Raw genomic sequence first — 14,518 nt, 5'->3', positions numbered from 1 at the left:
CGTCACGATCCGTGACCCCGGCATCGGACATCTCACGACGCAAGTTCCTCGCCTCCGCCGCAGCGGCCGGCGGCGCCGCATTCCTCAGTTCGTGGGCGGGCCCGGTGATCGACAGGGCGTACGCGCAGGATCCGGGTGGCAGCGGGTCGCTGAACGACATCGAGCACTTCGTATACCTCATGCAGGAGAACCGCTCGTTCGACCACTACTACGGCACGCTGTCCGGGGTGCGCGGATTCGACGACCCGTCACCGGCGTGGCAGCAGTACGGCTGGACGCCCGGCGCCGGGCCGACCCCGACCGGGTTTCTCGAGCCGTTCCGTCTCGACACCACGCAGGGCACGCACCTCGACGGCGAATGCATCAACGACCCCACCCATTCCTGGGGTCCGCAGCACGACGCGTGGAACGGCGGCGCGATGGACCGGTGGATGCCGGTGCACATCGCGCACGAAGGGCCGCTCAACGGTCCCGCCACGATGGGCTACTACACGCGGGCCGACATCCCCGTGCACTACGACCTCGCCGACGCCTTCACGATCTGCGACCACTACTTCTGCTCGGTGCTCGGGCCGACGGACCCGAACCGGCTCTACTGGATGACGGGAACCATCGACCCGGACGGGCTGGCGGGCGGTCCGCTCGTCGAGACGCCGACGGTGATCCCGAGGTTCGCCTACTCCTGGCGCACCTATCCGGAGAACCTGCAGGAGGCCGGGGTCGGCTGGAAGGTGTACGCCAACAAGGACCTCGGTCCGGTGTCGAGTGTCGCGCTCGACGGGATGCTCGGCTGCTTCAAGCAATACAGCGACCCGAATTCGGAACTCGCCCGCCGCGGCCTCGATCCGACGTACCCGAACGACTTCCGGGCCGACGTCGCGAACGGCACCCTGCCCGCGGTGTCCTGGATCGTCCCCAACATCTTCACGTGCGAGCACCCGGCGCTGCCCCCGGCCGCGGGTGCGGTCGGGATCGTCGAGGTGCTCGACATCCTCACCTCCAACCCGGCGATCTGGGAGAAGACGGCGCTGATCATCAGTTACGACGAGAACGGCGGCTTCTTCGACCACGTCACCCCGCCCACACCGCCGCCGGGCACCCCGGGCGAATACCTGACGGTTCCGTTGAACACGGTGGCCGAGAGCGAGAACAATCCGGGACCGATCGGGCTCGGATTCCGGGTCCCGTCTCTGATCATCTCGCCGTACAGTCGCGGCGGCCTCGTCGCGTCCGACACGTTCGACCACACGTCGCAACTGCGACTGCTCGAGCAGCGGTTCGGTGTTCCCGTCCCCAATCTCACCGAGTGGCGTCGCGGCGCCGTCGGCGACATGACGTCCGCGTTCGACTTCTCGTCGGCGCCGAACGCCGGCGTTCCCGCGATGACGGACCCGGGGCCACGTCTGCAGGCGGCGATCGCCCAGTGCGGGCCGAATGTGGCCGCGGGGACGCTCAACGCCGGTGCGCCCTACCCCGTCCCGCCGAATTCGATGCCCGTGCAGGAACCGTCGCCGCTGCGGCGTCGGCCCAGCGGGCTGATCATGTAGCGACCCGGACCGCCCGGCCCTCCTCGATCGACCGCAGGATCGCCAGCGCGGCGGTCACCGACCGCAGTCCGTCGAGCCCGGTCGCCACCGGTTCACCGACCCCGCGGACGGCGTCGACGAAGGCCCGGATCCCCGGCGCGTACAGGTTGTCGACGGTTTCGAGCGGGACGGTGGTGCCGTCTCCGTCCCGGATCATGCGCAGCGTTCCGGTGGGGTCGGGGCGCATGCAGTCTTCGGCGGCGAGAGTGCCTGCCGTTCCGTGGATTTCGAATCCGGTCACGGCGCCGGGGACCGTGTACGCGTCGTGCAGCGAGAACAGGGTGCCGGAGCCGAGGATGCCGCTCGTCATCACGGCGTCCGCCGGACCGTCACTGAGTCCCTGGCACACGCCCACCGCCGTGACCGTGGCCGGTTCCATCCCGGTGACGAAGCGGAGAGTGTCGATGTCGTGCACCGCGAGGTCGAGGACGACTCCGCCGCCGACGCCGTCGAGACGCCATCCGCGCAGGGCCTGGCGCAGCATGATGGCATTGCCGACGCGCACCGACAGAATGTCGCCGATCGCGCCCTCGGCCAGCAACTTTCGGGCTGCGCGGTGGACAGGGTGATTGCGGAGGTGATGGTTCGTCGCGAACACCACCCCCGCGGCTGCGGCCGCGTCGACCATCTTCTGCGCCTGAGCGATGTCGAACGAGAGAGGCTTCTCGCACAGCACGTGCAGGCCCGCGTCGATCGCGGCCATGGCGTGCTCGAAGTGCTTGTCGTTGGTGGAGGAGATGTACGCGGCCCGGACGTCGCCGCCCACCGCCTCGCGCAGGTCGCCGGTGGCGGACTCGATGCCGTGGGTCCTCCGGTAGTCCTCCGCGCGCGACGGATCACCGCTGAGCACCACCGCCGCCGTCTGCCCGCACTCGCGCAACGCGGGCAGCACGCGGGTGGCCGCGACATTGCTCGCGCCGAGAATCGCCCATCTCATGAGCTTCGGTCCTTCCCCGGGCCGGTGGGTCCGGCCTTCCGAGGCGGGACTGTACGCCGAGTTCCGAGAGCGGACTAGTGTTCACTATGCGAACAACGCTCAGGGGCGGAGGGCGTCGACCGTTTCCTCGCCGGAGGTCGTGGGATCCGGCGTCTCCTCGGTGGCGCCGCGCGTGCGCTGGCGGTAGATCCCGATTCCGACCACCACGACGGCGAGCCCCATCGAGACGTACATCTGGCTCCTGGTCTCCGGAAGCACGAGCATGCCGACGCAGAGCGCGATGATGGCGGCGATCGTGCACCACGTCAGGTATGGGAACAGCCACATCTTCAGCGTCAGGTCCTTCCCCTCCGCCTCGAGGCGCCGGCGCATGCGCAGCTGCGACACCGAGATCGCCAGCCACACGAACAGGGCGATCGCGCCCGACGAGTTGACGAGGAACAGGAACACGGTGTCCGGGTACAGGTAGTTCAGGCCCACGGTGAGGAATCCCACGACCGTCGAGACGAGCACGGCCTGACGCGGGACGCCGGACGAACCGACCTTCGACAGCGAGGCCGGGGCGTCGCCGCGGCGGGAGAGGGAGAAGATCATCCGGCTCGCCGTGTACAGGCCGGAGTTCAGGCAGGACAGCACGGACGTGAGCACGACGACGTCCATGATGTTGCCGGCCGCCGGAATGCCGAACGAATCCATGACCGCGACGTATGGGCTCAGCGCGACGGAGGCGTCGTCCCAGGGGAGCAGCGTCACGACGATGGCGATGGATCCGATGTAGAAGATCAGGATCCGCCACACGACGGACCGCACGGCGTTGCGCACGGCGGCGACGGGGTTCGCGGATTCACCGGCCGCGATGGTCGCGATCTCGGCGCCGAAGAACGAGAACACGACGACGAGCACTGCCGCGAACACGGCACCGGCCCCGTTGGGGAAGAACCCGCCGTGACCGGTGAGGTTGGTGAGTCCGGGTGCTTCGACGCCGGGGAGGGCTCCGCAGATCGCGAGGACGCCGAGCCCGAGGAAGATGACGATCGCCGCGACCTTGATCGATGCGAACCAGAATTCGAACTCGCCGAACGACTTCACGGACGCGATGTTCGTCAGTGTCAGCAGCACCATCAGGATCAGTGCCCAACTCCACTGCGGGACGTCGGGGATCCAGCGGTTCATGATGACGGCGCCCGCGGTCGCCTCGATGCCGAGGACGATGATCCAGAACCACGCGTAGAGCCAGCCGATGCTGAATCCCGCCCATCGGCCGATCGCCTGGTCCGCGTACGCGGAGAACGACCCGGTCTCGGGGTTGGCGGTCGACATCTCGCCGAGCATGCGCATCACGAGGATGACGACGATGCCGGCGAGTGCGTAGGCGACCAGAACGCCGGGGCCCGTCTCGCGGATCGCGACCCCGGAGCCCACGAAGAGGCCTGCTCCGATCACCCCCGCGATAGCGATCATCGAGAGGTGCCGCTTCTTCAGCGTGTGCTGAAGCTGCGGATCGGTGGTTCCTGACATGGAGAAATCCCTTCGGCGCTACTCCGGATGTGATGTGCGTCGCTGATTCGAGAAAGTGTGGACGAGTCGCGGGTGCGGCGGAACCGCCGATTCGGTGAATTTCCGCCGGCCGGGATAGACGAAACGGCAGTACCACGCATCTGGACCCGCCTTGACAACACGGAAACGCTATGGCTACCGTCACATTATTCGATCAGCGGACATGCGTTCGCAATGCGAACATCACACTAGACGGGACATCGGAATGAGCGATCACGCCTTCACCCCGGCGGCCGAGAAGCAGGCGCGCAGAGCAGCGCTGAGCAGCTTCGTCGGCGCGGTCATCGATTGGTACGACTTCCTGCTCTACGGACTGGTCGCGGCACTGGTCTTCAACTCGGAGTTCTTCCCGAACGTCAGCCCGGCGATCGGAACGCTCGCCGCGTTCGCGACGTTCGGCGTCGGATTCCTGTTCCGGCCGCTCGGTGGCGTCGTGTTCGGCCACTACGGCGACCGCATCGGACGCAAGCGGATGCTGATCCTCACCGTGCTGATCATGGGCACGAGCACCGCTCTGATCGGGCTGCTGCCGTCGTTCGCGTCGATCGGCTGGTGGGCGCCGGTGCTGCTCGTCACGCTGCGCGCCATCCAGGGCTTCGCGGTCGGCGGCGAGTGGGGTGGGGCCGCACTGATGGCCGTCGAGAGTGCGCCGCCGAAGAAGAAGGCGTTCTACAGCAGTGGCGTCCAGGTCGGGTACTCGGTCGGACTCATCCTCGCCACCGGATTCGTCATGCTCATGAGCAACCTGACCACCGAGACCGCGTTCAGCCAGTGGGGTTGGCGTGTTCCGTTCATCGCCAGCGTCGTCCTGGTCGGAATCGGTCTGTGGATCCGCGCCGGAGTCCAGGAGAGTCCCGAATTCGTCGAGAAGGTCGAAAAGGTCGAGGACACCCCGCAGGAGAAGAAGCGGATCCCTCTCGTCGAGGCACTGCGCAACCATCCGAAGGCGTTCCTTCAGATCATCGGCCTGCGTTTCGCCGAACTGTTCTCGATGTACATCGTGACCACGTTCGCGCTCAGCTACTCCACGCAGGAACTGGGGATGGAGCGCAACTTCATGCTCAACGTCGGTCTGCTCGTCGGCGCCGTCGGCATCGGCACCATCCCGCTGTTCGCCTGGCTGTCCGACAAGCACGGCCGTCGCCGCGTCTACATCCTCGGCGCGCTGATCGGCGCGGTGTGCGCGTTCCCGTTCTTCATCTTCCTCGAGCACGGATCGATGATCGGCACCGTCATCCTCGCCGTGCTCCTGGTCAACATCTCCCACGACATGGTCGTCAGCGTGCAGCAGCCGCTGTTCACCGAGATGTTCGGGGCGGAGTACCGGTACAGCGGTGCGGGCGTCGGATACCAGGTGGCCAGCGCGATCGGCGGCGGTTTCACCCCGTTCATCGCGGCGGCTCTGGTCACCGCCAGCGGCGGGTCCTGGCACCTCGTGGCCGTGTACCTGGCAGGCGGCTGCGTCGTCAGCGCCCTGATCGCGTGGCGACTGCAGCCCGATTCGACTGCCGACGCCGCGGGCGCCACCACGTCCGCGAAGCTCGAGAACGCGCACTGAGCCGGTAGACGGGGAGGCGACGGTCATGGCTGCACAGTCGGTGCTCTGCGGACTCATCGGAGACGGGATCGACGGTTCGTTCTCGCCCGCGCTGCACGAGGCCGAAGGGCACGCACAGGACATGAACTACGTGTACCGCCTCCTCGACCTCGAGCGTCTGCACGGGGCGGCGGCCACCGTCGAGGGCATCGTCGACCTCGCGCGGCAGTGGGGGTTCGACGGACTCAACGTCACCCACCCCTACAAGCAGCAGGTGATGGCGTACCTCGACGAGTTGTCGCCGGACGCCGCCAGGCTGGAGGCCGTCAACACCGTGGTCTTCACGGGAGGCAGGGCCGTCGGACACAACACGGACTGGACCGGGTTCGGCAGCAGCCTCGGCCGGGAGTTGCCGGGTGCGAGCCTCGACCGGGTGGTGCAGATCGGGGCGGGCGGCGCCGGAGTCGCCGTCGCCTACTCGGCGCTCACCCGGGGCGCCGGGCACCTCACCGTGACCGATGTCGACCTCGCCCGTGCCGAACACTGCCGGGACACGATGCGACAATTGTTTCCCGGCAGCGTCGTCGACGCGGTCCCGGTCTCGGAGATCGCGGGCCCGCTCACGGCGGCGTCCGGTCTGATCAACGCCACACCCATCGGCATGGTCGGATTCCCCGGCACTCCCGTGCCCGTCGAACTGCTGCGCCCCGACCTGTGGGTCGCCGACGTGATCTACCGGCCGATCGAGACGCCGTTGATCCGGGCGGCCCGCGCGCTCGGCGCGCCCACCCTCGGCGGCGCCGGCATGAACGTCTTCCAGGCCGCCGACGCGTTCGAGCTGTTCACCGGTGTCACACCGGATTTCGAGCGCATGTACGCGCACGTGCTGACGCTCGTCGCGCAGCAGTCCCGGCGCGCCGCGTAGGCGGTCAGCCGAGCGACAGGTCGGAACCGATCCGCTCCGCCGTCGCGACGAGTTTCGGCACCACCGTCGCCTCGACGTCGCCGCGGGTGTACTGGGTGCCCTGCAGCGAGGAGTTCAGGGCGGCGACCACGGCGCCCGTCCGATCGCGGATGGGAACGGCCGCGCCGCGGATGCCGATCTCGAGTTCGTTCTCCGACATCGACCAGCCGTCCGCGGCGACCTGCCCCACCGCGGTGCGCAGTTGGTCGACGTCCGAGATCGTCTGCGGGGTGAACGACTGGAACGTGGTGGTCTTCAGGTAGTCGTCGAGGGCGTCGGCCGAAAGTCCCGCCAGCAGAACCCGCCCCGTCGATGTCGCGTAGGCGGGAAATCGCATGCCCACCGTGATGGAGATGCGGATGATCCGGGGTGAGCGGACCCGCGCCACGTACACCACGTCGGGACCGTCGAGGATGGTGACGGAGATGGTCTCGCCCAGTTCCTTCGCGAGCGCCTCGATGTGCGGATCGGCGACCTGCGGCAGTCCCAGCGCGGCGAGATACGAGAAACCGAACCGCAGCACCCGGGGTGTGAGCGAGAAGTTGCGTCCGTCGAGACGCAGGAAACCCTTGTCCACCAAGGTGAGCAGAATGCGGCGCGCCGTGGATCGGGTGATCCCGACGCTCTGCGCCACCTCGCTCAGAGTGCGCTCGCGGTGCTGCTCGTCGAAGCATTCGAGAACGCTCAGGCCGCGGTCCAGGGACTCGAGGAAGTACCGTTCCTCGGCCACCTCAGCAGCCACCTGATTCGCACACGCCGTCATGGTACCGGTCTAGAGACCGGTCTCCGCGGGAAGCCGCCCCGCCTTCACCGCCGCCCGCAGCGCGTCGTAATCCTTCTCCGACTGGTCCGCATACAGGCGGGCCCAGGCGGTGATCGCCAGGTCGAAGGTGTCCCCGTTGCCGAGATACCCGGCGACGAACGCCGATCCGGGGCTCTGGCTGTGCGCGCGAGCGAGCATCGTGCCACACAACGCCGCGTACCTCACCGACTGCGCCGGTTCCAGGGCCTGCAGGTCGACGGACCCCTTCATGTCGCGGAACTGCCGCAGGTAGAAGTCGCGCCTTCGCCCGTCGTCGCCCTCGACGTCGCGCACCCACCCCAGAAACGGGTCCGACTGTGCCTGCAGGATGCGCTGCGCGCCGACGACGCGGGAGCCCTGACCGTTCTCCGCGACCGCGCGAATGATCGAGTCCGGTGCGGCCGCGACCTTCCCGTGCGTCTCCAGCACCGACCGGGGCGCCTCCTTGGCCTGCAGGAAGAGCGGCTCTCCGGCCGGTCCCTGCAGCAGCAACAGCCAGCAGCGGGTTCCGACGCTGCCCACACCCACGATGCGCATCGCGTAATCGACCACCTCGTACTGCGTCAGCAACAGTCGAATGTCGGCACGCAGGGTGTCGAGATACAGGAGGTACAGCTCGGTGATGCGGCCCAGGTCGTATTTCGTCGAATGCCGGATGACGGGGAACTGGTCGACGATGTACGGCCTGCCGTCCGCCTCCATCGTGGTCAGCTTCCGGAGGACCTGTTCGGACGTCCGTTTGCGTGCCTTCTCGGTGACCGCCCGGATCTGCTGTCGTTGCGCGCCCGGGTCGTGCTCGATGACGTCCGTCTCCTCCTGGAAGTAGTACCGCTCCGTGGCGGTCAGCCGGAACAGTGTCCTCAGGGTGTTGCGGTACGAGCGGACGGCGGCGCCGGTGGAGTCGGCGCACTGCGCCTCGGTGTACGAGTTGGCGCGCCCGTGGATCCACACGCTCGCGGCGAGCCGGCGCACATCCCACTCCCACGGTGCCGGATAGGCCTCGTCGAAGTCGTTGAGGTCGAACAGCATCCGCCGTTCCGGTGAGGCGAACAGCCCGAAGTTCGCGAGGTGCGCGTCGCCGGAGGCGATGACCTGGCACCCGGTGACCGGTGAGTCGGCGAGGTCGTGCGCCATCATCGCGGCCGATCCGCGGTACAGCGCGAACGGTGAATCGAGCATGCGCCCGACCCGGATCGGCACCAGGGACTGCAGCCGGGTGGTGTTCTGCGCTTCGATCACCGCCACCGGGTCGCGCTCCGGAAGGGCGAACACGCCCTGCGCCTTGCGGGAAAGCGATTCGCGTGCGGCCTTCCCGGCCGAACGTCGCGCATCGATCACCGTGGACCTGCCGGCTCGGGAAGACGTGGCCATGGTTCGAGTCTAGGCACCCGCACCCCCAGGTGAGTGGCAATGCGTGCGCGAGGACGCATTGCCACTCACCTGGGGGAGGATGGACAGCGTGCGGTCGCGCGACGGGAGGACATCCATGGGACAGCGACTTTTCGCGGCCACGGCGGCGCTGGTGGTCGTCGCGTGCGCGGCCTGCCAGTCCGAGGGCAGTTCGGCGCAGGTGTCGACGGCCACCGCGGCGGCCGCGCCGTCCGCGGGCGAGCCGGCGGTCATCGCGGCCGACCTGGACGTGCCGTGGGGGATAGCGTTTCTGCCGGACGGGACGGCGGTCGTCGCGGAACGGGACAGCGGCGCGATCCGGCACCTGCGGTCGGACGGGCGCGCCGCCGTGATCGGCGAGGTGCCCGGCGTGACGGCGCAGGGCGAATCGGGGCTGCTGGGCCTGGCCGTCTCGCCGAACTACGCCACCGATCGGACGATCTACGCGTACCTGACCACCGGCGACGACAACCGGGTGGTCTCCCTGCGTTTCGACGGCACCAGCCTCGGCGAGCCGGCCCCGATCCTCACGGGCATCCCCGCCGGATCGATCCACGACGGCGGCCGGATCGCGTTCGGCCCGGACGGCAAGCTGTACGTCACCACCGGTGAAGCCGGCGACCGGCCGCTCGCCCAGGACCCGTCCTCGCTCGGCGGGAAGATCCTGCGCATCGACCCGGACGGGTCTGTGCCCGCCGACAATCCGACCCCCGGGTCGCCGGTGTGGTCGCTCGGGCACCGCAACGTGCAGGGCCTCGCGTGGGACGGCGCAGGCAGGCTGTGGGCCACCGAGTTCGGGGCGAACACCTGGGACGAGCTGAACCTGATCGAACCCGGCGGCAACTACGGATGGCCGGAGGTCGAGGGACGGGCCGGCGAGGCGGGCTTCGTCGACCCGGCGATCCAATGGTCCACCGGGGAGGCGTCCCCGTCGGGTCTCGCCTTCCACGACGGCGCGCTGTGGGTCGCGGCGCTGCGCGGCGAACGGCTGTGGCGGATACCGGTGGGCGGGGACGGTGCGCTCGGTGATCCGCAGTCGCTGTTCGAGGGCGAATTCGGGCGACTGCGGACCGTCGTCGCGACACCGGACGGCGCCCTCTGGTTCAGCACCAGCAACCGCGACGGCCGCGGCGATCCGGGCGAGTCCGACGATCGGATCGTCCGGGTGCCGTGAGTACTTGTCAACCGCCCGACGTTAATAAGTACTCACAGGCGGCGGAGCGCAAGACCATCCAGCACGAGGGCGAGTTTGTCCTGCATCCAGCCGCGCCCCTGCCATGTCGAGTCGTCGCCGAGCGCCTGCGCCAGCACCGGCGAGTCGCGCCAGCTGTCCTGATACGCCTCCCGGGCGGTGCGCGGATCGGTCGGGCTGACGGTGTCGTCGAGACCGCCCATCATCGAGAACTGCGTCATGGTCAGTTCGGCGACGAAGTCGACGACCAGCAGCGCGTCCCGTGTGGAGAATCCCTGCCGGTGCAGCGACAGCACGAGCGTTTCGATGCCATCCACCACCCCGGACGGAGTGCCGGGAACGGTCAACTCCACCTGCGCGAGCCCCGGGTACTGTTCGAAGCTCGCCCACAGCCGGTCCGCGAACGTGAGAAGCAGTTCACGCCAGTCCAACTCGGGGTCGGGCCAGTCCATCGACCGGGCCACGTGATCGACGCACGCCCGCAGCAGCGCCTCGCGGTCGGGAAAGTAGCGGTAGATCGTGGAGTGGCTGACCCCCAGCCGGCGCGCCACCGCGGGCATCGTCAGGGTGCTGAGGTCGTCGGCGAGGGCCGCCTGCACGATGTCGTCCTCGGACAGCGATCGGGGGCGCCCGGTGCGTTTTCCCGCCCGGGCGCCGCCGACCGAATCCGAGGTGCTCACACCTCTAGCCTGCCATCAACCTCCACCCGGCAGCCCGGCTGCGCTGATTCCAGAAGTCGCAGTAGCGGCCACCACGGGACAGCAACTCGGTGTGGGTGCCCACCTCGGCGACCGACCCGCGGTCGTCGAGCACGACGATCTGGTCGGCGGCAGTGACCGTCGACAGTTTGTGCGCGATCACCAGCAGCGCGGAGTCCTCGGCGAGCGCGTGCATCGCCTGCTGGACGTGCGCCTCGTTCTCCGTGTCGAGGGCCGCGGTCGCCTCGTCGAACAGCACGATCGGCGCGTCCTTGATCAGCGCGCGGGCAATCGACACCCGCTGACGTTCGCCGCCCGACAGCGCGGTGCCGCCCTCGCCGACCCGTGTCTGCCAGCCGTGGGGAAGGCGTTCGACGATCTCCGCCACCCCGGCGATGCGGGCGGCCTCGCGCACCTCGTTGTCGGACGCGCCGGGGCGCCCGAGCCGGATGTTGGCGAGCAACGTGTCGTCGAACAGGTACACGTCCTGGAACACCAGCGACAGCTGACCCATCAGGTCGGCCGTCGTCTGGTCGCGGACGTCGACTCCGCCGAACCGCACCACACCTGTGTCGACGTCGTAGAAGCGGGCGATCAGCCGGGTGATGGTGGTCTTGCCGGAACCCGAGGGACCGACCAGGGCGGTCATGGAGCGTCGTGGCGCGGTGAACGAGATATTTTGCAGCACAGATTCTTTCGTATCGGAGTAGTCGAACGTCACCGCGGCGAACTCGACGGCAGGCGCATCGGCGGCGGCCGCGCCGCTGGTCTCCGGTTCCGGCAACGGCTCGACGGACAGGACGTCGGCCATCCTGCGGATCTCGTTGCGTGCCATGCGAATGGCGCCGCCGAACTCACCCACCTCGCCCAAGCGCTCACTCGACGCCCGGGCTCGCGCCTCGGCGTCGCCGGGTGGCGTGCTCGCAGGCCTGCCGGTGTCCTGATCGGGTGGGGCTACATCCGCAATCGTGGTCGAAGTCATGGGCCCGCTCTCTCGGAGAGGAATTAGTGACAGTGTGTCTGCATTAGGGTAGCCATACCTTTATTCGACGACAAGGCCGTGCCCACCGCGACGAACGGGACGACCGTTGCGTTGGATCCAACGGGCGTCCCGTTCGTCCGAGAAGGGGGGGAAGGGGGGAGGGGGAGAGGTGTCCGGCGGTCAGGTCCAGGGCTGGACGGGCGGCTTCACCCACATGATCTTCTCGTCGCGGTGCGCGGGGGTGGCGGCGGGATGCTCGGGGTGGCGCTGCGCCCACGCCGACTTCTGTTCGAGCAGTTCGACGACGGTCAGCCACGTCTCCATGGTGCTCGGCGGGTTCGACCCGGCCGCCCGGGCGAGCTTGCGCAGTGTGGCGTCGGTCAGGTCGAGCAGTTCCTGACCGCTGATCCCGCGATCCCACACGTACCGCGCGAGTCCCATCGCCTTCTCGCGTCGCCGCTTCGCCGCGCCCTCGGTGTGCGCGAAGTCGACTTCCTGAGGTTCCATCGTCTTCCCTTCTCGTGCGCATCTCCACGGTAGGTCACCGGTGTGTGGTCCCGGTATCGTGGGAGGACGATTCTCGCAGCAGACGCGAGTGGACGGCGCGAGCAGTAGGGAAGACGGACGATGGGCAGGCAGCGCGGCGGTCGGGCTGCCCGGACATCCGACGGGGGTCCCGTCGCCGGGGTGTATCCGATCGACACGGGGATGTGCGAACTCGCGGAGGATCACCTCAACCCGCACGGCTGGGTGCTGAAGGTGAACGGGGTCGAGAGTTCCCACATCGACCTGTCCGATCCCACCCACCTGGATTTCGAGTACATGCGGTGGATCGCCGAACTGGTCGCCTCGCACTGGGGCACGGACCGGCGGGTGCGGGCTCTGCACCTCGGGGGCGGCGCCTGCTCGCTGGCCCGGCATCTCGCCGCCCGGTATCCCGACGCCCGGCAGGTGGTGGTCGAACTGGACGGCAGACTCGCCGAGTTGGTCCGCGACTGGTTCGACCTGCCGCGGGCCCCACTGCTGCGACTGCGGGTGGGGGAGGCGCGGGCGGTGACCGAGACGTTGACGGAGTCGAGCCGCGACCTGATCGTGCGCGACGTGTTCGCCGGCAACACCACTCCGGCGCCGCTGACGACGGCGGAATTCACCGGGCACGCGCGGCGGGTGCTGGCGCCCGGCGGGATCTACGTGGTGAACTGCGGCGACACCCGCGACCTCGTCCTGGCGCGCCGGGAAGCGGCGACCATCGGCAGCGTGTTCCCGCACACGACCGTGATCGCCGATCCCGCCATGCTGAAGGGGCGCCGCTACGGCAACATCGTGATCGCGGGCAGCGACGTGCCGATCGGGGAGGACCCGGCGCTCGTCCGCACGCTGCTGGGCGGTGGTGTGCCGGCCCATGTCTGGGACGACCGGCAGGTGCGGACGTTCGCCGGCGCCGCGCGGGTGCTGCGCGACGCGGAGTCCGGCAGCTAGATCAGCACCCAGATCAGCGAGGCCATCGCGAAGCCGACGATCGAGAGGATGGTCTCGAGCACCGTCCACGTTTTCAGGGTGTCTTTCACCGACATGTTGAAATACCGTGACACGATCCAGAATCCGCCGTCGTTGACGTGGCTCGCGATGATGGATCCGGCCGAGACGGCGATGACGATCAGGGCGATCTGCGCGGCCGAGTAGTTCCCCGCGGCGATGGACGGTTCGATGACGCCCGCGGTGGTGACGATCGCGACGGTCGCCGAGCCCTGGGCGATGCGGAGCGCGCAGCTGATCAGGTACGCGGACAGGATGACCGGAAGCCCGAGGGCGTCCATCGAATCGGCGAGCGCCTGCCCGACTCCGGTGGCGCGCAGGACCGCGCCGAAGAACGCGCCGGCGCCGACGACGAGCAGGATCATGCCGACCGGTTTCAGGGCGGCCGCGGACATGCCACCGATCTCCTGCGCCGTGATTCCGCGGCGGATGCCGAGCAGGTACAGCGCGAGCAGGACGGCGATGGTCAGCGCGATCGTGGGTGTGCCGAGGAAGATCAGGACCGACAACAGGGTCGAGCCTTCTTCGAGGACCACGTTGCCGACCGTCGCGCCGAGGATCAGCACCATCGGCACGAGGATGATGAACGAGATCAGCCAGAGCGGCGGCGGGTTCTTGTCGGCTTCCTTCTCCTCCGGGATGAACTCGTCCGGGACCTCGATGATCACGCGCTTGCCGATCCAGGTACCCCAGACGACGCCACTGACGAACCAGGCGGGGATACCGCACGCGAGACCCATGATGATGATCCAGCCCATGTCGACGTGCAGCAGACCGGCGGCGGCGACGGGGCCGGGGTGCGGGGGCAGGAACGCGTGGGTCATGGACAGGCCGGCGAGCATCGGCATCGCGTACATCACCAGCGACTTGCCGCCGCGCTTGGCCGCCACGTAGACGAGCGGAGCGAGGATGAAGATGCCGATGTCGAAGAAGACGGGGATGCCGAGCACGAGGCCGGTGACGCCCATTGCCAACGGTGCGCCCTTGGGCCCGAACAACTTCAGCAGTCGCTCCGTCAGCACGTCGGCGCCGCCCGAGCGCTCCATCATCGCGCCGAGGACGGTGCCCAGACCGATGATCGGGGTGATGTGCCCCAGGATCCCGCCGAAGCCCTTCTCCAATATGGAGTCGGCTGCCGACGTCGGGGTGCCGACCAGTTCGACCACCGACACTCCCGCGATGAGCGCGACGCCGACGCCGACGACGATCAGCGCGATGAACGGCTCGAGCTTCAGCTTGATGATGAGGATCAACAGCACGGCGATGGATACCGCTGCGAGAGTGAGTAGTCCGGCTGTGTCGTGCTGCAGCCAGTCGACGAACGACGTCATTGCGTCT

12 protein-coding genes and 1 pseudogene are annotated in these 14,518 nt (G+C 68.4%); 5 read left to right on the top strand and 8 right to left on the bottom strand.

The window, feature by feature from the left end; translation table 11 throughout:
- The first annotated feature begins 11 nt into the window (after positions 1 to 11).
- Positions 12 to 1,547, top strand: a complete 1,536-nt coding sequence (locus tag ROP_RS10965; protein WP_012689406.1) for a phospholipase C — start codon at positions 12 to 14, stop codon at positions 1,545 to 1,547.
- Here ROP_RS10965 and ROP_RS10960 read toward each other — a convergent pair.
- Positions 1,540 to 2,523, bottom strand: a complete 984-nt coding sequence (locus tag ROP_RS10960) for a Gfo/Idh/MocA family protein (protein ID WP_012689405.1) — start codon at positions 2,521 to 2,523, stop codon at positions 1,540 to 1,542. The genes ROP_RS10965 and ROP_RS10960 overlap by 8 nt on opposite strands.
- Before the next feature lie 99 nt (positions 2,524 to 2,622).
- Positions 2,623 to 4,041, bottom strand: a complete 1,419-nt coding sequence (locus tag ROP_RS10955) for an amino acid permease (RefSeq protein ID WP_012689404.1) — start codon at positions 4,039 to 4,041, stop codon at positions 2,623 to 2,625.
- Between the two features lie 244 nt (positions 4,042 to 4,285).
- Between ROP_RS10955 and shiA the strand changes: the two genes are divergently transcribed.
- The gene (shiA, locus tag ROP_RS10950; protein WP_012689403.1) at positions 4,286 to 5,638 is read left to right on the top strand and encodes a shikimate transporter; all 1,353 of its coding nucleotides are present in this window, start codon (positions 4,286 to 4,288) and stop codon (positions 5,636 to 5,638) included.
- Between the two features lie 25 nt (positions 5,639 to 5,663).
- Complete coding sequence (locus tag ROP_RS10945; protein ID WP_012689402.1) at positions 5,664 to 6,542, top strand: shikimate dehydrogenase; 879 nt, start codon at positions 5,664 to 5,666, stop codon at positions 6,540 to 6,542.
- 4 nt (positions 6,543 to 6,546) lie between these two features.
- Here the strand turns inward: ROP_RS10945 and ROP_RS10940 are convergent, their stop codons facing one another.
- Positions 6,547 to 7,344, bottom strand: a complete 798-nt coding sequence (locus ROP_RS10940; RefSeq protein WP_012689401.1) for an IclR family transcriptional regulator domain-containing protein — start codon at positions 7,342 to 7,344, stop codon at positions 6,547 to 6,549.
- A 9-nt stretch (positions 7,345 to 7,353) separates the two neighbouring features.
- Positions 7,354 to 8,754, bottom strand: coding sequence for a DUF2252 domain-containing protein (locus ROP_RS10935; protein WP_050785055.1), 1,401 nt, complete (start codon positions 8,752 to 8,754; stop codon positions 7,354 to 7,356).
- A 115-nt stretch (positions 8,755 to 8,869) separates the two neighbouring features.
- Here ROP_RS10935 and ROP_RS10930 point away from each other — a divergent pair, with 115 nt between their 5' ends.
- Entirely contained in the window at positions 8,870 to 9,946 is a 1,077-nt protein-coding gene (locus ROP_RS10930) for a PQQ-dependent sugar dehydrogenase (RefSeq protein ID WP_043824578.1), read from the top strand.
- A gap of 32 nt (positions 9,947 to 9,978) precedes the next feature.
- On the opposite strand, the gene ROP_RS10925 is transcribed toward ROP_RS10930, so the two are convergent.
- From ROP_RS10925 to ROP_RS10915, 3 genes and pseudogenes are all read right to left on the bottom strand, one after another.
- A complete protein-coding gene (locus ROP_RS10925; RefSeq protein WP_012689398.1) occupies positions 9,979 to 10,644 on the bottom strand; it encodes a TetR/AcrR family transcriptional regulator in 666 nt (221 codons plus the stop codon).
- A gap of 4 nt (positions 10,645 to 10,648) precedes the next feature.
- Positions 10,649 to 11,533, bottom strand: a pseudogene (locus ROP_RS10920) (ABC transporter ATP-binding protein); the annotation flags it as partial.
- A gap of 291 nt (positions 11,534 to 11,824) precedes the next feature.
- Entirely contained in the window at positions 11,825 to 12,151 is a 327-nt protein-coding gene (locus tag ROP_RS10915; protein WP_012689396.1) for a hypothetical protein, read from the bottom strand.
- Positions 12,152 to 12,271: 120 nt separating this feature from the next.
- Here ROP_RS10915 and ROP_RS10910 point away from each other — a divergent pair, with 120 nt between their 5' ends.
- On the top strand, positions 12,272 to 13,123 hold the full coding sequence (locus tag ROP_RS10910) for a spermidine synthase (RefSeq protein ID WP_012689395.1): 852 nt from the start codon (positions 12,272 to 12,274) through the stop codon (positions 13,121 to 13,123).
- Here ROP_RS10910 and ROP_RS10905 read toward each other — a convergent pair.
- On the bottom strand, positions 13,120 to 14,511 hold the full coding sequence (locus ROP_RS10905) for a GntP family permease (protein WP_012689394.1): 1,392 nt from the start codon (positions 14,509 to 14,511) through the stop codon (positions 13,120 to 13,122). The two genes, ROP_RS10910 and ROP_RS10905, sit on opposite strands and share 4 nt — an antisense overlap.
- Positions 14,512 to 14,518 lie beyond the last annotated feature (7 nt).

The sequence above is a fragment of the Rhodococcus opacus B4 genome (assembly GCF_000010805.1).
GTDB classification, from domain to species: domain Bacteria; phylum Actinomycetota; class Actinomycetes; order Mycobacteriales; family Mycobacteriaceae; genus Rhodococcus_F; species Rhodococcus_F opacus_C.
Note: the sequence above shows the minus strand (reverse complement) of the source record. Positions and strands in the feature narration are given on the sequence as shown.